Source organism: Paenibacillus tyrphae (assembly GCF_027925525.1).
Classification (GTDB): domain Bacteria; phylum Bacillota; class Bacilli; order Paenibacillales; family NBRC-103111; genus Paenibacillus_G; species Paenibacillus_G tyrfis_B.
This window is the reverse complement of the sequence record NZ_BSDJ01000004.1, coordinates 107,862-124,242: the sequence shown is the minus strand read 5'-3', so window position 1 is coordinate 124,242 and position 16,381 is coordinate 107,862. Positions and strand designations below refer to the sequence as shown.

Annotated in this window: 14 protein-coding genes; 1 reads left to right on the top strand and 13 read right to left on the bottom strand. The window is 54.8% G+C overall.

Going from position 1 to position 16,381, the window contains the following annotated elements; translation table 11 throughout:
* Positions 1-16: 16 nt before the first annotated feature.
* From QMG93_RS05920 to QMG93_RS05885, 8 genes are all read right to left on the bottom strand, one after another.
* Positions 17-1,570, bottom strand: a complete 1,554-nt coding sequence (locus QMG93_RS05920; protein WP_281934424.1) for an extracellular solute-binding protein — start codon at positions 1,568-1,570, stop codon at positions 17-19.
* Between the two features lie 145 nt (positions 1,571-1,715).
* On the bottom strand, positions 1,716-2,585 hold the full coding sequence (locus QMG93_RS05915) for a carbohydrate ABC transporter permease (RefSeq protein WP_281934422.1): 870 nt from the start codon (positions 2,583-2,585) through the stop codon (positions 1,716-1,718).
* 15 nt (positions 2,586-2,600) lie between these two features.
* Positions 2,601-3,557: an ABC transporter permease gene (locus tag QMG93_RS05910; protein WP_281934420.1), complete on the bottom strand. Its 957-nt coding sequence runs from the start codon at positions 3,555-3,557 to the stop codon at positions 2,601-2,603.
* Between the two features lie 168 nt (positions 3,558-3,725).
* Positions 3,726-4,385, bottom strand: coding sequence for a phosphate signaling complex protein PhoU (phoU, locus tag QMG93_RS05905; RefSeq protein WP_281934418.1), 660 nt, complete (start codon positions 4,383-4,385; stop codon positions 3,726-3,728).
* Between the two features lie 35 nt (positions 4,386-4,420).
* A complete protein-coding gene (gene pstB / locus QMG93_RS05900; RefSeq protein ID WP_081890320.1) occupies positions 4,421-5,209 on the bottom strand; it encodes a phosphate ABC transporter ATP-binding protein PstB in 789 nt (262 codons plus the stop codon).
* A gap of 2 nt (positions 5,210-5,211) precedes the next feature.
* A complete protein-coding gene (gene pstA, locus QMG93_RS05895) occupies positions 5,212-6,069 on the bottom strand; it encodes a phosphate ABC transporter permease PstA (RefSeq protein WP_281934413.1) in 858 nt (285 codons plus the stop codon).
* Positions 6,066-7,004: a phosphate ABC transporter permease subunit PstC gene (pstC, locus tag QMG93_RS05890; RefSeq protein WP_281934411.1), complete on the bottom strand. Its 939-nt coding sequence runs from the start codon at positions 7,002-7,004 to the stop codon at positions 6,066-6,068. The genes pstA and pstC overlap by 4 nt, the downstream gene beginning before the upstream one ends.
* A 194-nt stretch (positions 7,005-7,198) precedes the next feature.
* Positions 7,199-8,128, bottom strand: a complete 930-nt coding sequence (locus tag QMG93_RS05885) for a phosphate ABC transporter substrate-binding protein (protein ID WP_281934409.1) — start codon at positions 8,126-8,128, stop codon at positions 7,199-7,201.
* A gap of 211 nt (positions 8,129-8,339) precedes the next feature.
* Here QMG93_RS05885 and QMG93_RS05880 point away from each other — a divergent pair, with 211 nt between their 5' ends.
* On the top strand, positions 8,340-10,274 hold the full coding sequence (locus tag QMG93_RS05880) for a methyl-accepting chemotaxis protein (protein WP_281934408.1): 1,935 nt from the start codon (positions 8,340-8,342) through the stop codon (positions 10,272-10,274).
* Between the two features lie 70 nt (positions 10,275-10,344).
* Here the strand turns inward: QMG93_RS05880 and QMG93_RS05875 are convergent, their stop codons facing one another.
* The 5 genes from QMG93_RS05875 to QMG93_RS05855 form a co-directional block, all read right to left on the bottom strand.
* A complete protein-coding gene (locus QMG93_RS05875) occupies positions 10,345-11,427 on the bottom strand; it encodes a Gfo/Idh/MocA family protein (RefSeq protein WP_010496102.1) in 1,083 nt (360 codons plus the stop codon).
* A gap of 143 nt (positions 11,428-11,570) precedes the next feature.
* Positions 11,571-12,575, bottom strand: a complete 1,005-nt coding sequence (locus QMG93_RS05870; RefSeq protein WP_281934406.1) for a Gfo/Idh/MocA family protein — start codon at positions 12,573-12,575, stop codon at positions 11,571-11,573.
* A 130-nt stretch (positions 12,576-12,705) separates the two neighbouring features.
* The gene (locus QMG93_RS05865; protein ID WP_281934404.1) at positions 12,706-13,425 is read right to left on the bottom strand and encodes a response regulator transcription factor; all 720 of its coding nucleotides are present in this window, start codon (positions 13,423-13,425) and stop codon (positions 12,706-12,708) included.
* Positions 13,426-13,521: 96 nt separating this feature from the next.
* Positions 13,522-15,321, bottom strand: coding sequence for a two-component system histidine kinase PnpS (pnpS, locus tag QMG93_RS05860; protein ID WP_281934402.1), 1,800 nt, complete (start codon positions 15,319-15,321; stop codon positions 13,522-13,524).
* 61 nt (positions 15,322-15,382) lie between these two features.
* Positions 15,383-16,378, bottom strand: a complete 996-nt coding sequence (locus QMG93_RS05855; protein ID WP_281934400.1) for a bile acid:sodium symporter family protein — start codon at positions 16,376-16,378, stop codon at positions 15,383-15,385.
* Positions 16,379-16,381: the final 3 nt, after the last annotated feature.

Genomic DNA, 16,381 nt, shown 5'->3' with positions numbered 1-16,381 from the left:
AACCGGTCGCACACCGTTACTTCACATTATTGCGGACGATGACGCCTTCCTTCTTGTTGTAGCGGTCCGTCGCTTCCTTAATGACTTCGTTGCCGCCTTTGGCTTTGTATTCTTCGATGACCTTCGGCCAATCGGAGATCGGCTCTTTGCCGTAGATCATTTTGACCATATGGTCAATGATCAGCTTCGGCGCCGTATCGGTCGTCGGCATCAGATCGGGGTATTTGGCGAACGCATTCAGTGTCGGCGTAAATTCGATCGTGCCGAGTCCTTCTTTGGCCAGCACCGTATCGAACGCCTTCGCCAAGTCCTTGCCGTCCTGGGACAAGGAAGCACGCAGCTTGTTGATGGTAATGTCATGCGCCCACCACAGATTGCTGCGGAAGCCCTCTTCGTCTACTTCTTCTTTCGTTTGCGGGGATTTGTACTTGATCTGCCCGTTCTCGACGGTGTAATTCTCGCCTTCCACCCCGATGCTGAAAAACTTCTCCGCTTCGTCGGTCTGCATCCAATCCAAAAATTTGATGATGCCGATCGCCGTTTCCTTTTTTACGTTATTGTTGATATACAAAGCGGTGGATAAGGAGCCGTACAGAAGATGACCGCCGTATCCTTCCGGGCCTTTCGGCGACGGAATAATATCGATTTTGGCCTCGGGCACGACCTTCTTCACCTTGGTCCGGTAGTTGGCCATCCCTTCCGCGTTGGCGGACCACATGCCAACTTTGCCGGCCTCGATATTTTTACCGTAGTCGGTCGACGTCACCGTCGCAAAATCTTTCGGAATCAAGCCCTCGTCGAACATCGTTTTGTAGGCCTGAAGCGCCTTCGTCATATTCTCTACGTCAAAAAATTTCGGAACGACCTGTCCATCCTGCAGCTCGAATTGGGAACCGATGACGTCGTAGGAGCCGAAAATCGTATCGGCATACTTGAATTTTTCCCGGATCTGGTACGGATTCTCGACGCCGAGCTTTTTCATCGCGCGCATCACGTTCAGCATGTCCTCGACCGTCTTCGGCGCGGGCAGGCCCGTTTTCTCCAGCAGGTCCGTGCGGATGAACAGCGCGCGCCGCGACGGGTTGGACAGCCACGCCGGAACGGCGTAAATTTTACCCTGGTAGCTGACCTCGTCCCAAGCCTGCTTCGGCACCTGCTTCATCAGATTCGGCGCATACTCTTTCAGCAGATCGTCCAGCGGCATGAACAGCCCGGCCTCCACCGAGCCGGACATCGCCTTGCTGTTGACGCTGCTGCCTTGAACCACGTCGGGGATGTCGTTGCCGGCGAACATGACGGCCATTTTCTGGTCGAATTCCTTGAGCGGGAGGAAGCGGATATCCATGTCCACATTCCCCAGCTTCTCCAGCTTTTTCACCCATTTGTCTTCATTAATATTCGGCGAGCTTTCCGCATACGCATTTCCGCTCGTATTCAACGAAATCGTAAACTTCGTCGGCCCTTGCTTCCCGTCGGCGCCCGGCGCTTCGCCTTCATTCTTGCCGCCTCCGCATCCGGCTGCCGTGACCGCCAGCGAACCGACAAGCACCGTGCTGATGAGCTTTTTCAAGTCGAACCCCTTCTTTCGCTTAAAAAGTATGTGTATGTTGCCTAAGTCGAATGATAGCGATTTCAAAGCGAACATAGAATTGGCTAACTTATTATGACGATGTGTTTTTTTACGATGGGACGAGTTCTGCCGCCCGAAAGAAAGGTCACGATTTGATCGAGCCGATCAGCATCCCTTTGACAAAATAGCGCTGAAGAAACGGATAGATCATCATGATCGGAATCGTCGCCACCGTAATAATCGCCATTTTGATACCCTCGGGGGACGTATTCGTAAACTGCGACAGCTGATCGGACGAGCCGAAGAAGTCGGTAATGACGATTTCGCGCAAGCGGACCTGCAGCGGATAAAGCGCCCGGTTATTAATATAATACAAGGCATTGGAGTACGTATTCCAGTGCGATACCGCATAAAACAGGCCCATGGTCGCCATCGCCGGCTTGGACAACGGAAGCACGATGCTCCACACAATCCGCATTTCGCCGCAGCCGTCCATCCGGCCGCAATCGATCAACTCGTTCGGCAGGTTGACGAAGAAGGAGCGCATGACGAACAAATTGTAAGCGCTGATGGCGCTCGGGATAATTAACGCCCATACCGTATCCAGCAGGTACAGGTTTTTGACCAGCAAATAGTTCGGAATCAGCGGCGCCTGGAAAATCAACGTGACCAGCACCATAAGCAGCACGTACGTGCGGCCCGCATATTCAGGGCGTGACAACGGATAAGCTAGCGCCGCGGTAGCGATCAGATTGATGACCGTTCCGACGACGGTAATGAACAGGCTGACCGAGAAGGAGCGCCAGACGGAGGCGTCTTTTAAGATCAGCTGGTAATTTTCCAGCGTAAATTGTACCGGCCACAGCGTCACCTGCCCGCTGTTGATCGCCGCGTCGGCGCTGAGCGACTGGGCAACCACGTGAAGCAGCGGCAGGATCATCGTCGCCGCAAGAATCGTAAGCACAACATAGTTCAATACCGAGAATACCCGGCCCGCCGGAGTTATATGATTCATCTGCGTTCACCCGCCCTAATATAGTCCTTGTCCGGTCGCTTTGCGGCTCAGCGCATTGCCGAGCATGATCAGCGCCAGCCCGACGACCGACTTGAACAGCCCGATCGCGGTCGTGAAGCTGTATTGTCGCCCCACCAGGCCGACACGGTAAATGTAAGTATCCATAATATCCCCCGACCCTTCGTTCAGCGAGTTAAGGAACACGTAGACCCGCTCGAACCCGAAGTCGAGGAAATGGCCGATATGCAGCAGGAACAAGATGACGATGGTCGGCATAATCGTCGGAATCGTGATCGATATCGTCTGCCGCCAGCGGCTCGCGCCGTCCATGACGGCCGCCTCGTACATTTCCGGATTAACCCCGGCCAGTGCCGCCAAATAGACGATGGTTCCCCAGCCACTATCCTTCCACATGCCCGAGCCGACCAGGATGCTGCGGATGTACGAATCTTCGCCCAGGAAATAAATCGGCTCGATCCCGAACATGCCCAGCACATGATTGACGACCCCCGTCGTCGGAGACAAAATGCCGATCGCAATCCCGCCGACGATGACCCACGACAGGAAGTGCGGCATGTAAACCACCGTCTGAATAATCCGCTTGTACATCAGCAGCCGCATTTCGTTCAAAAGCAGCGCCAGCACGATCGGAAACGGAAAAGCGAAGATCAAATCGTAAAATCCGATCAGAATCGTGTTTTTTAAAATACGCAAAAATTCGTCATAAGCGAACATCCGCTGAAAATTTTCAAGCCCAATCCACGGACTCCCTGCAATGCCTTTAAAAATGTTGTAGTTTTGAAACGCCATGACCGAGCCCATCAAGGGAACGTATTTGAATACGACGAAATATAAAATGCTGGGCAGCGAAAGGAAATAAATGGCCTTGTACTTCTTCATCAGCCTCCATGTTTCCCGGGCCTGCGACGGTTTAACTGCGGAACGTACCGCCCTCTCCAGCTTGGCTTCCATGCTGCATTCCTCCTTTATGGTTCGATCTTACTATGAGGGGGATTCGTTTCAAATGGAGAAAGTTGCACGGAAGCTGTGTTTTTTTACGATGGCAAAAAGCAAAAAGTCCCGCCTGCGCCTTGGTGTAAGCGCGCGACGGGACTTTCGGCCGGAGCCGTTCGGTATCCGCTATACGTTCAAATCTTTGCGTTTGCCTGTGACCATAAAGATTACGCCTTCTCCGATATTCGTCGAATGGTCGGCCACGCGTTCGAGGAAATGGGCGGCCAGCATGAGCTGGGATAATTGCCTGTTTTTAGCAAAATCAGTGCCCATCAACATGATGATATCGTTCACGATGACGCTGTACAGCTTGTCGACTTCGTCGTCCTTCTCGGCCAGTGCCGCCGCCCGGTGAACGTCGCGTTCGGTATATGCCAGGAGGCTCTCCTGCAGCATATTTTGGGTCAGCTCCGCCATGCGCGGAATGTCTTCGAGCGGCTTCACCAGCTCTTGGCCGTTCAACCGGATGCAAATTTTGGCGATATCGACGGCATGATCCGCAATGCGTTCCAGATCGGTGGCGATCTTCAGCGCCATGCTGATAATCCGCAGATCGCTGGCCATCGGCTGCTGCAGCGCGATGAGCCGCAGCGAATCTTCTTCGATTCTGGCTGTCATCTCGTCGATCTGATCGTCCGCTTCGATCGTTTGCCGGGCCAAGCTCTCATCCAACCGCGCAAGCGATTCGACGGCTTGGCGGATGAGCCTTGCCACATTGTTGCCCATGTCAAGCAGGTCTTTTTGAAGCAGATCCAGCGATTGATGGAAATTGAACCGGTTATCCACGAATAAAGCGCTCCTTTGTCCTAACGGCCGGGAACTTATCCGAACCGTCCGGTAATGTAATCTTCCGTCCGTTGGTCGGAAGGCGTGGTAAAGATTTTGTCCGTTTTGTCCGACTCGACAAGCACGCCGTTCAGGAAGAACGAGGTGTAGTCGGAAATCCGGGCCGCTTGCTGCATGTTATGCGTAACGATGATGATCGTATATTTCTCCTTCAATACCTGCGTCAGCTCTTCGACCTTCAGCGTCGAGATCGGGTCGAGCGCGGACGTCGGCTCATCCATCAGCAGCACATCCGGCTCGACGGCAAGCAGACGCGCAATGCACAAGCGCTGCTGCTGACCGCCGGAGAGACCGAGCGCCGACTTGTTCAAGCGGTCCTTGACCTCGTCCCACAGCGCGGCCTGCACCAAGCTGCGTTCGACGATTTCGTCAAGCACGGCTTTTTTCTTCGTGCCGTGAATCCGCGGGCCGTAAGCGATATTGTCGTAAATGCTCATCGGGAACGGGTTCGGACGCTGGAATACCATGCCGACCTTCTTGCGCAGGGACACGACGTCCGTTTCCGGACCGTAAATATTTTGGCCGTCTACATAGATGTCTCCGGTGATGCGCACGTTGTCGATCAGATCGTTCATCCGGTTCAGGGTGCGCAGAAAAGTCGATTTCCCGCAGCCGGAAGGGCCGATCAACGCGACGATGGAATTTTGCTCGATCGTCAGCCCGATGTTATGCAGCGCATGATTTTCACCGTAATATAAATTTAATTGCTCCACTTTAATTTTATTCGCAACCTTTGGGTTCGCGATTGCACTCGCTGTCGCCATAGTCATTTCCCTCCGGACAATTTTTTCTGCAGCATACGGCTTGGAATACCGATTAACAGGTTAAAGATCAGCACGACGATCAACAGCAGCGCGGCGGAGCCTTTGGCAATGTCCTTGGCGTCCGGCACGATCGCTTCGGATTGGACGTACCACAGATGAACGGACAGCGTCTCGCCCATGCTGAGCGGATTGAGGTCCGGGAAGAAGCGCGATACCGACAGCCCCGCGGTATAGATCAGAATGGCCGATTCCCCGAGGGCGCGGCCCGCAACGAGCGTAATCCCCGTGATTAAGCTTGGCAGCGAAGCCGGGAGCAGCACCTTGCGGATCGCCTGCCAGCGCGTCGAGCCGAGCGCAAGCGACGCTTCCCAATACGATTCCGGAACGGATTTGATCGCTTCTTCCGTTACCCGCACAAGCACGGGCAGATTGAGCAGCGACAAAGTGATCGCCCCGCCGATGATGGAAAATTTCAGCCCCATCCAGTTGACGAACAACAGGAAGCCGAACAAGCCGAAGACGATCGACGGCACGGAAGACAAAGCTTCGACCGAAACGCGCACGATGTCCGTAAACCGGTTCTTCTTCGCATAAATCGCCAGATATACCCCAGCGCCGATACCGATCGGCAACGAGAACAGCAATGACAGGAACAAAATATAGAAGGAGTTGAACAACTGCGGGCCTACGCCGCCGCCGGCCATAATCTCCGAAGGCTTGCCAGTGATGAAATTCCAGTTCAGCATCGGCAGTCCGTCGCCCAAGATCCGGAATAAAAACCAGGCCAGAATTAGAATAATAACAGCTCCCGTTGCCCAAAAATAAAGAGTGGCGATCCGGTCGGTCGTTTTGCTTGTCATTTCACTTCACTCCTCTTTGCGACAATGCGGATGATCAGGATCATGGCCAGCGAGATCAGAAGCAGCACAAGTGCCATCAGGAACAAAGCGTTGTTCCACGTGCTGCCGTAATGGGTGTTCCCCATGTCCTTGACGATCGCCGTCGTCAGCACCGTAGCCGAGCTGAGCAGCGAATCCGGCATTTGCGGCGAGTTGCCGATGACCATGAACACGGCCATCGTTTCTCCGATCGCTCGTCCCATCCCGAGAATGATCCCGGTCAGAATACCGGGCCGGGCCGCAGGAATAAGCACGCGCCAAATCGTCTGCCATCGCGTCGCGCCGAGCGCGAGCGAAGCTTCTTCCAACCGTCCTGGCAGCGCGCGGATCGCGTCCTCGGAGATGGATAGAATCGTTGGCAGAATCATGATCGCCAGGATGATGGCGGCCGGCAATATCCCGTACCCGAAGCCCTCATTGAACTTGCCGAGAAACGGAACGATCACCGTAAGTCCGATCAAGCCGTAGACGACCGACGGAATCCCGACGAACAGGTCGGTTGCCGGACGAAGAACTTCGCGCACCCACTTTGGCGCGATTTTGGCCATAAAGACCGCACCTGACAGCGCGAGAGGCACTGACAGCAGCACCGACAAAAAGGTCAGCAGCAGCGTGCTGTACAGAAACGAGAACGCACCGAATTTATTTTCCGACGGGGTCCACTCGGTCGAGAAAAAGAATTCGACCGGCGTCACACCCGAAAACGTTTTGACTCCTTGCCAACCGACGAAGACGATGACGGAAAAGATGATGAATGCCACGAGCGATGCGCTTCCTATAAATATCCATCTCATCACTTGATCGTTTCTGTTCTGCGCTCTCGTCCAGCGGTTCATCCGATGCTCCTTCCGCTCTTCCTTCACACTTTCCGTCAGCTGATCGGCAAATGAATTCATCAGCTATTACCCCCTGGTTCGAATAGTTCCACACGTATTCCTTAGCTCAAGACCATCATAGAGTACGAATGTAATAACAGAACATGAGAATTGTTAAGGTAATGTAAAAATTGCGCGGGATTCGACAAATCGGCAAATGAGGACATAAAAAGAGCAGCGACTTTATGCCGCTGCTCTCGTGGATGACTAGACGATTATTTTTTCAACAGGTTGGCCGGAAGGAATTTGAGCTCCTCGACTTTTTTGTCTTGGAATTCCGGGCTCATGATGTAGTCGATGAATGCTTTGGCTGCGCCTTTAGCTTCGCCTTTCGTGTACATATGCTCGATGCCGTAGAGCGGGTATTTGCCGTCTTTGATCGCGTCTTTGCTGAAAGCTACGCCTTCGAATTTCAGAGCTTTCAAATTATCGTTAACATAAGGCGTGTCTACATAACCGATCGCGCCGGTCGTTTGACCAACGGTTGTAGCCATAGCGCCGCTGGATTCTTGCGTTACGCCGTCTTTCGTGAAGTCTTTGCCGTCCAGAACGATTTTCTTCACGAGCGCACGGGAACCGGAGCTGTCCGGACGGTGAACGATCGTAATTTTTTGGTCTTTGCCGCCAACTTCTTTCCAGTTCGTGATTTTGCCGGAGAAAATGTCCGCTGCTTGAGCTTTCGTCAAGTTGTCGATCGTAACGTCTTTGTTCACGATGATGGCAAAAGGCGCAATCGCTACGATGTGGTCGACAAGACCTTTGTCTTTATATTCCGGACCGGCTTCGATGTCGGAGTTGCCGATATCGGACGTGCCGTCCGCAACGTTTTTAAGACCTGTACCGGAACCGCCGGCGGTCGGGTTGATCGTGACTTTCGGGTTTTTCTTCATGAACTCGTCCGCAGCCGCTTTAACGAGCGGGAGCAGGGCGCTGGAGCCGGAAGCCGTTACCGTACCGGTGATCTCTTCTGTTTTAGCCGGTTGGTCCGCCGGTTTTTTGTCTCCCGTTGTTGCCGTTTTGTCTCCACCTGCTGCCGAATTATTCGGTGCCGGATCTGTCTTCGTACCGCAAGCGGAAAGAACCCCCAACATTAAGATCGAAACCATGGCCACGCTTAAACCTTTTTTTGACAGCTGCTTCAACATTTCAGCATGTCCTCCCTTTGTTTTTTGTTTACTAGGACATCGTACCAACCAATTGTTAAGTGAAAACCATCGGAACGTAAACGGAATGTAAAAGTTTAAAGCTGCTAAAAGTTAACAATCGTTTTACAAACTTCCGTTCTTCTATTAATACTTTAGTCCTACACTGGCATCAGAATCGGGATTAATTAGAAAGAATGAGTGGAGGGTTTCTATGAAACTAGCAGGCGCTATGACGCTTAGACAGAAGCTGATCGCCGGTTTGTCGGCTATGGTGGTCTTGTTTATGGGCGTTGCGTTGTTTAACGTAAACCAGATGCATCGGATCAAAAGCCAATTGGGCGTTCAAAACGAGAAGATGGAGCTCAAGCTGATGGCGCTTGAATTGAAGGAAATGGTCCAGGAGCTCAACATCATCGCCTCCGGTTTGGAGATCTCGAAGAATCCGGACTATATCCCCAGATATAATGAAAAAAGAAAGCTGTACGATCAAATGGTCCGGCGAATCGGCGAAACGGCCGATACGGATGAGAAATCCGTCTGGCGGAGCAAGCTGATTCTGCTCACCGGCGAATATACGAATACGTTCGACGTGGCGGCCAAGGTCATACAGGACAAGTCGTTGACGAAAACGGACGTCGAAAAAAATATGGAGTACCTGTATAACGAGTCGCAGCGGATTATGGGCGAAATTTTCACGTATGTCGATCATTTCTACGTCTCGTATGCGAGCGATGCCGCCGCTGCGGTAACGGCGACGCAGGACGGGTTGGACCGAACCGTTACCGTCATGATCACCGCATTCGCCCTGGTTGCGGTATGTGTGACCGCTGTCGGCGTCCTTGTCATCCGCTCGTTCACCGGACAGATTCGCCGGCTGCAGCATGCCGTAGGGCGAATTGCGGACGGAGACCTGCGGCACAAAATCGGAAGCCGTTCCCGGGACGAGCTCGGGCAGCTCAGCCAAAGCTTCGATCATATGGTCGATCAAGTGCGGGGCATGCTGCACAGCACGAAGCAGATCGCTTCTTCGTTAGCCGGGCATTCGCTTTCGTTCCGGGAATTTTCGGGGTCGACGGCGGCCGCCAATCAAGACATTTTGCGTGCGATCCAAGACATCTCTACCGGAGCGGAGCAGCAAGCCCATTATTCGGAGCACGGCGCCTACCTCATCACCAGCTTGGCCGGGGAAATTCGTAAAATCAACGAATATACGGATACGATGCAGCGAAAAAGCCGCGAAGCCGCCTTCAATACCCACACCGGTTCCCGGTCGATGGAAGCGCTCAGGCAGTCGGCCGACCGGTCGGGAGACGTTCTCCGGCAAGTGACCGCCGCCATGGAGACCTTGTCGCAAAGCTCGGCGCAAATCGGCAAAATTGTCGGCACGATTGCGGAAATCGCCACGCAAACCAACGTGCTGGCGCTCAATGCGTCCATCGAAGCGGCGCGAGCCGGAGAACACGGCAAAGGCTTCTCCGTCATCGCGGAGGAGGTTCGCCAGCTCTCTTCGCAAACGGCCGAATCGTCCAAGAGGATCGGGCTGATCGTCAAGTCGCTGCTGATTCAAATGAGCGAGATGGAAGCCTCGTTCGAGGAAGCCCGCCGTTCGTTTGACGAGCAGAACGGGAAGATGGACGAAAGCCTGGAAGCGTTCAGCTCGATTCGGGCTTCGATGGACGAGCTTTCCGGCTACATCGGCCAAATTCACGAGCTGATCACCGATGCGCAGGAGAAAAACGGCCAGCTCGTCGATGCCGTGCAGCACGTTGCCGCCATTGCCCAGGAATCCGCGGCGGGTGTGGAAGAAGTCAATTCCTCGTCGCACCAGCAGGATACGGCCATTCGGCACATCGCTTCGCAGGCGGACGACATGCTTTCGCTATCGCGGCAGTTGTTCGAGGAAATCGACAAGTTCAAGATGGATGACATCGAAGCGGAAATAGATGAAGCCCGAGTGGATAAGGAAGAAGATCGCGAGGTGAACCCTGTGGCCAAGAGTGCGGGGCAAGCCGTGGCCGAGAGCGTAGCGGCACCTGCAGCGTCGGTTGATGCCGGGACGCAAGCCGCGCCTCAAGAGCAGGCAGATCGTAAGGATAACGAAGCCGTTAGCCAGGAAGAAGAGGAAAAGAAGCTGCAGCCAGTTTAATGCCAAGATGTCGGCAGGCATACGAAAAGCCCCGGTTTCGCATCCAATGCGAAGTCGGGGCCCCTTACGTTTATTCGAAATAAATGGCTTTGCCCGTACGGGAAGACTCGTAGATCGCTTCGAGGATTTCCGACACGACGCAGGCCTGCTCCGGCGTAACGACCGGATCGATATCCTTGTCGATCGCTTCCAGCCACAAGCGGGCCTCAAGATCGGCCGGGCTTTCGCCGTTGCCTTCGTAAAAATCGACGCCTTTGGCATCCAACTGGATTTCGTTCATGAACAAGCGGCTGTGCTTCTCGCCGTTGATACGCAAGCCATCCCACATGTCGGCGCCGCCCTCGGTGCCGCACAGCGTCGTTTTGGCTTCGCCAGTTTGCAGCAGGTTGATCGCCCAGCTCGATTCGAGTACGATCGTCGCCCCGTTCTGCATCGTAATCATACCGAACGCGGAATCCTCGACCGTGAACTTCTCCGGGTCCCAGGAGCCCCAAGCATTGGCAGCGTTTGCTTTCTTCGACAGCTTATGAAATGCGGTCCCAAGCACGGCCTTCGGCTTGTAATTGTCCATCATCCACAGCGTCAAGTCGAGTGCGTGCGTCCCGATATCGATCAGCGGGCCTCCGCCTTGCTTCTCTTCATCCAGAAAGACGCCCCAGGTCGGCACGGCACGGCGGCGGATTGCGTGAGCTTTAGCGTAATAGATGTCGCCGAGCTCGCCTTCCTCGCAAACCTTTTTCAAATATTGGCTGTCTGCGCGGAAACGGTTTTGATAGCCGATCGTCAGCTTTTTGCCGGTCCGCTTCGCCGCTTCCACCATACGTCTGGCGTCCGCCGCGGTTTTCGCCATCGGCTTCTCGCACATCACGTGCTTGCCGGATTCCAGAGCATCGATCGTAATATCGGCGTGGGAATCGTTCGGCGTACAAATATGGACGAGATCGAGCGTCGTATCGGCCAGCAGCTGCTTATAATCCGAATACACTTTCGCTCCCGGCGCGCCGAATTTACTTGCGGCCTCGTGCGCCCGTTCTTCGACAATATCGCAAAATGCGACCATTTCAGCGTTAGGTTGATTTTTCAGCGCAGGCATGTGCTTGCCGTTGGCAATTCCCCCGCAGCCGATAATTCCGATTCGGTATACTTTAGACATGAAGACGGCGCCTCCTTCGTCAATCGCAGTTTGGTTCGTAATCTCAAGCCTTAGTATAGACAAGTTGCAGCCAAAAAGATATTTCGGAATTGGCGTTCGTTATATGCGATTGTGTCATCGCGGCGTTCGTTTGTATCGGCTTCTCATTCGGTCGACGCCATGACGCGCACTCTGCGCTCGGTACGGGCTGCCTCCAGCAGCGCATCCATAACCCGTGCTTGTCGGAGCGCTTCTTCGGCTCCGTCGCTGTCTTCTGAACGCCCCTGCTTCAAAAGCAGCACCGCGTCCGCGAAGCTCTCCGCCTGCAAGCGAAACGGCGTGAGCCGGTCGGTGACCCATTCCTTCCACCGGTTGTCGAGCCGACAGCGAATCCGCAGCTCCTCCGCGGTCACGTCGAGCTCAACCTGCAGCTTCCCCTTTGTCCCCCATAGCTCGAAGCTGGCCCCATGGGGCAGATCCAGCGCCGCATCCAGTTGAGCCGTACGCCCCTCGCCAAAGTAGAGTGTGCCGGCAAACCGCCGGTCTACGCCATGCAAGGGATGTAGATCCAAAGCAGAGTCCACGGCTACCGGCTCCTCTCGGGTAAAATAACGCGCCCACGCGACCGGATAACAACCGATATCGTACAGTGCACCACCGCCCCAGTCTTTACGCCAGCGGCTGCTGGCCTCGTCGGCCACGAACGAAAAGCGCCCGTAAAACCGGGCCCATTGCCCGATCGCGCCCTCTGCGACCCAACTGTACATCTCTTCGAATCCGGGGTAGTATTTCCATACAAAAGCTTCCCGGACCAGCACGTTATGCTTTCGGGCCGCATCGGCAATCGCTTTGGCCTCGCTCCAACTCAAAGCAAACGGCTTTTCCAGCAGTACATGCTTTCCGGCTTCGCACGCTTTCACCGCCCATTCTTTGTGCAGATGATTGAGTAAAGCGATATACACCGCATCAATCTCGGGATCGCGCAATAAGGCCTCGTAGCTCTCGTAAGAATGGGGCACACCAAAGCGCTCAGAAGCAGAACGCCCGTTCTCTTCCGTCCTTCCGGCTACTCCGTGCCACATTCCGTTTGCCGCTTCTTTTAACGCCATACCGGCTTTGCCTATAATCCGTCCCGTCCCCAGAACTCCCCATTTGATTTGATCTGACATCGATTGCCCCGCCTTTCGACCTATTTCCCGGGAAATGGATATCGCTCGCCATTATTCGATCCAAGGACTTCAACTTACGCACAAAGAAAAGGAGGCCGCGATGTCTGCTGCCTCCTCCCTGCTGCGTAAGCTATCCTTTTTTTCCTGCCGAAGTGACCAGCTTATAGCCGACGCCGCGAATCGATTCGATCTGCACCGACTGCTGGTTCATCTCCAGCTTTTTGCGAAGGGAACTGACGTGCACGTCCACCGTCCGCTGGCCGCCGATATAGTCGAAGCCCCAAACGATGTTCATCAGGTCGTCCCGCGTCACGACGACGCCCGGCCGCTGCACGAGATACAGCAGCACCTCGAACTCCTTCGGACGAAGCGGAATCGACTCTCCGCCGAGCAGCACCTCGTATTTTTCCGGATAAATGTACAGGTCGCCCGCGGTGATGACCTTCTCCCCGGTTCCGGGCTTATCCTGAAGACCGTCATCGGCCGTCGTCCGCCGCAGTACGGCGGATACCCGGGCCAACAGCTCCGCCACACCGAACGGCTTCGTAATATAGTCGTCGGCTCCGTATTTGAGCCCTTGCACGACTTCTTCCTCGGCGTTGCGGGCGGTCAGGATGATCACCGGCGTTTTGTTTCCTTTTTGCCGGAGCTTCGATAAAATCTCAAAGCCGTTCATCCCCGGAAGCATAATGTCCAGGACGATGAGATCGAACTGATGCTGCAGCGCTGCCTGCAATCCGTCGCTTCCGTGATCGACCACTTTGGTTTCGTAGCCTTCTTGCGTAAGATTATAAGACAACAGCCTTGCTAGCGTAGGCTCGTCCTCAATAACCAAAATTTTTTGCGGCATGTTACTCCCCCGGACATTCATTCTATATCTAAAGCTTAACATAGCCTATATTTATTGACAAACGGTAAATGGTTTTTAGGCCCAAACGGCCTGCGCTTAGTGAATCATCGGCATATCGATCTCGAACTTCGTGCCGACGCCGACCTCGCTCTCCACCCGGATCGTGCCCTTGTGAAGCTCCACCAGATGCTTGACGATCGACAGCCCGAGTCCCGTGCCCCCGGAGCTGCGGGAACGCGCCTTGTCCACACGGTAAAACCGCTCGAAAATGCGCGGCAGGTCCTTCTTCGGAATACCGATACCGGTATCCGCAATCGTGATCCGGACTTTGTCATCCGCCGCCTCCGACGTTCCCCCGAGCAGCTGCTCGACCTTCACTTTCACTTTGCCGCCTTCCGGCGTATAGTTGATGCCGTTCGACAGCAGGTTGATCAAAATCTGCCGTAGCCGGTCCTCGTCCGCTTCCATATAAATATCTTCAGGCACCTGCATGTCCAGCTCGATCGATTTCTTTGCCGCCTCCGTCCGCATCACGTTGACGCAATGACCGACGAACGTTTCCAGATGCACCGGCGAGAACTGAAGCGGAATGCGCTTCGATTCGATTTTGGACAGCTCCAAAATGTCCCCGATCAACCGGTTGAGCCGCTCGCTCTCGTCGAAAATGATCTGGAGAAACGACCGCGCCGTTTCCTTGTCGTTCAGCGCCCCGGCCAGCAGCGTTTCGGCGAAGCCCTTGACCGCGGCGATCGGCGTCTTCAGCTCGTGGGACACGTTGGCGACGAATTCGCTGCGCATCCGCTCCAACCGCCGGACGGCGGTGATATCGTGCAACACGATGAGAAGCCCCGTCCATTCCTGGCTCGAATCCGAGATCGGACTCAGGTTAATCTCCAGAATCCGCTCGCTGGGGTAGTAGAAAATCATTTCGTCCCGGATATGCTCGCGAACTTCGATACATTCCTGGATCATCTGGGTGAACTCGAACTGCTGCTTGGCCTGATCGAATTTTTTCCCCAAGAGCTCTTGGGCGGAAAAGCCGAGAATGTCTTCGGCCGAACGGTTCAGAAGCACGATCTTGCCTTCCCGGTCGATCATCATGACGCCGCTGATCATGTTCTCCAACACGCTCTTGAGTCGGTTCTCGTCCTCCAGAATGCGGTTCATCTGCAGCTGCAAACTATCCGCCATCCGATTGATCGCATGACCCAGCTGCCCGATCTCGTCTTTTTTGTTGAGCTGGACGCGGTACTTGTAATTCATGTCCGTAATCTGCTGCGCGACGCTCGTGATCAGCTCGATCGGCCGTGTAATCCCGTAGGCGACGCGGTAACTGATCAGGCCGGCCAGCAGGAACACCGCCAGCAGCCCGCCGAGCAGAACGTACCATACTTTGCGGATCGACTGCTCGACCTCCGCCAGACTCATCGCGAGCCGCAGATAGCCTTCGTTCTTGTCCCCCATCTGTACCGGAATCGCGACGTAGAGCATGTTTTGACCGATCGTGCTGCTGTAGCGCTTCGCGTAGCCGACTTTCCCCGAGCTTGCCGCAGCTTCGATTTCTTCGCGGTGCAGGTGATTCTCCATCTCCGCCGGATTGGAGTCCGAATCGGCCAATACCTTGCCGTCTCCGCGGATATACGTGACCCGGGCGTCGGCAAACTGCTTCAGCCGGGTGGCCCGTTCCGAGAACTCCTTCATCAGCTCCGGCTCCGATCCCCGGTGGCTCCAATCCATCGTCGAGAGGATGATGCGAAGCTCCCGCTCCATATTCGTTTTGAGCGAGTCGATATACGATTGCTGCAGCATTTGGGCCATGAACAAACCGGCCATCAGCACGGAAGCGCCGATCAAAGCGATAAAAATCAAGGTCAACCGGGCGCGGAACATCTTCATAAGGTGCGTTTTCCCTCCAAGCGAGCTGCGCGGGCGTCAAAGTCCCGACAAACGTTTTTACTCAATATCGTACTTGTTCGGCCGGCGGAGCGCCAGTTAATTTATTGTAAAGGGACGAGCGCCAATATTTTTTCATCAACCAATGATTGAGCGTGGCCATCGGCTGTTGGATCAAAATCGACAGAACGACAGGCACCGCGGTCAACGGCTCGAAATAAGCGAGCGCCAGCACCAGCCCGAGCGAAATGTTGCGCATGCCGGACGAATACGTAATGGCGATGACCAGTTCGGGCTTGCGCAGCCACACCGAGCCTGCGAAGCCGATCAAGTATGACAAAAGCACCAGCAGCACGACCAGCGGAATCACGACGATTATCTCGCTCTTCATCTGCGCCACATACGGCTCGATCGCCGCCGCGTTGATCATGACCACGACGGCCAGCGCCAGCTTGGAGGTTGGGCCGCAGACGGGAGCCGACCAGCTCTTGAAGCGCTGCTTGGACAGCTCGTTCACGAGCACGCCGAGAATCGTCGGCACCACGATGATTTTGACCAAATCCAACATCACCTTCGTATGGTCGAACGCGATCGCCTCGCCGAAGAACAGCTCCACCGCAGCCGGAATGACGAACGGGCTGAGGGCCGAATCGATCACGATCATGGCCAGAGCGAGCGGCACATGGCCCTTGGATAGTCCAACCCAGATGACGGACGATACCCCGAGCGGGATGATCGCGAACAGGACGAACCCGACCACGTAAGGTGATTCCGCGCCGAAGGCGGTCCGGCCGATCGCATAACCGAGCGCTGGCGCCACGACATGCGATAGTACGAACGTCAGCGCCATCGGCAGCGGCATCCGGAACGCTTCGCGGATTTGGCCGAAGCTGCAGCCGGTCGCCATGACGAAGGTCAAATAGGCGAACAGCAGCGGCACCGCCGCCGTCCAGCTATTCATATAATGAGACAAAAGAAACCCCAGTATCAACGATACCGGGACAATGACGGACAAATATTTTTCTATCCAGGCGTTCAGCCTGATACCGAATGATCCCATGAC

Bases quoted from the DNA above. Each gene is read 5' to 3' on its own strand.
- QMG93_RS05915 (WP_281934422.1), bottom strand. From the start codon at position 2,585: ATGAATCATATAACTCCGGCGGGCCGGGTATTCTCGGTATTGAACTAT.
- QMG93_RS05910 (WP_281934420.1), bottom strand. From the start codon at position 3,557: ATGGAAGCCAAGCTGGAGAGGGCGGTACGTTCCGCAGTTAAACCGTCG.
- pstB (WP_081890320.1), bottom strand. From the start codon at position 5,209: ATGGCGACAGCGAGTGCAATCGCGAACCCAAAGGTTGCGAATAAAATT.
- pstA (WP_281934413.1), bottom strand. From the start codon at position 6,069: ATGACAAGCAAAACGACCGACCGGATCGCCACTCTTTATTTTTGGGCA.
- pstC (WP_281934411.1), bottom strand. From the start codon at position 7,004: ATGAATTCATTTGCCGATCAGCTGACGGAAAGTGTGAAGGAAGAGCGG.
- QMG93_RS05885 (WP_281934409.1), bottom strand. From the start codon at position 8,128: ATGTTGAAGCAGCTGTCAAAAAAAGGTTTAAGCGTGGCCATGGTTTCG.
- QMG93_RS05880 (WP_281934408.1), top strand. From the start codon at position 8,340: ATGAAACTAGCAGGCGCTATGACGCTTAGACAGAAGCTGATCGCCGGT.
- QMG93_RS05875 (WP_010496102.1), bottom strand. From the start codon at position 11,427: ATGTCTAAAGTATACCGAATCGGAATTATCGGCTGCGGGGGAATTGCC.
- QMG93_RS05870 (WP_281934406.1), bottom strand. From the start codon at position 12,575: ATGTCAGATCAAATCAAATGGGGAGTTCTGGGGACGGGACGGATTATA.
- QMG93_RS05865 (WP_281934404.1), bottom strand. From the start codon at position 13,425: ATGCCGCAAAAAATTTTGGTTATTGAGGACGAGCCTACGCTAGCAAGG.
- pnpS (WP_281934402.1), bottom strand. From the start codon at position 15,321: ATGAAGATGTTCCGCGCCCGGTTGACCTTGATTTTTATCGCTTTGATC.
- QMG93_RS05855 (WP_281934400.1), bottom strand. From the start codon at position 16,378: ATGGGATCATTCGGTATCAGGCTGAACGCCTGGATAGAAAAATATTTG.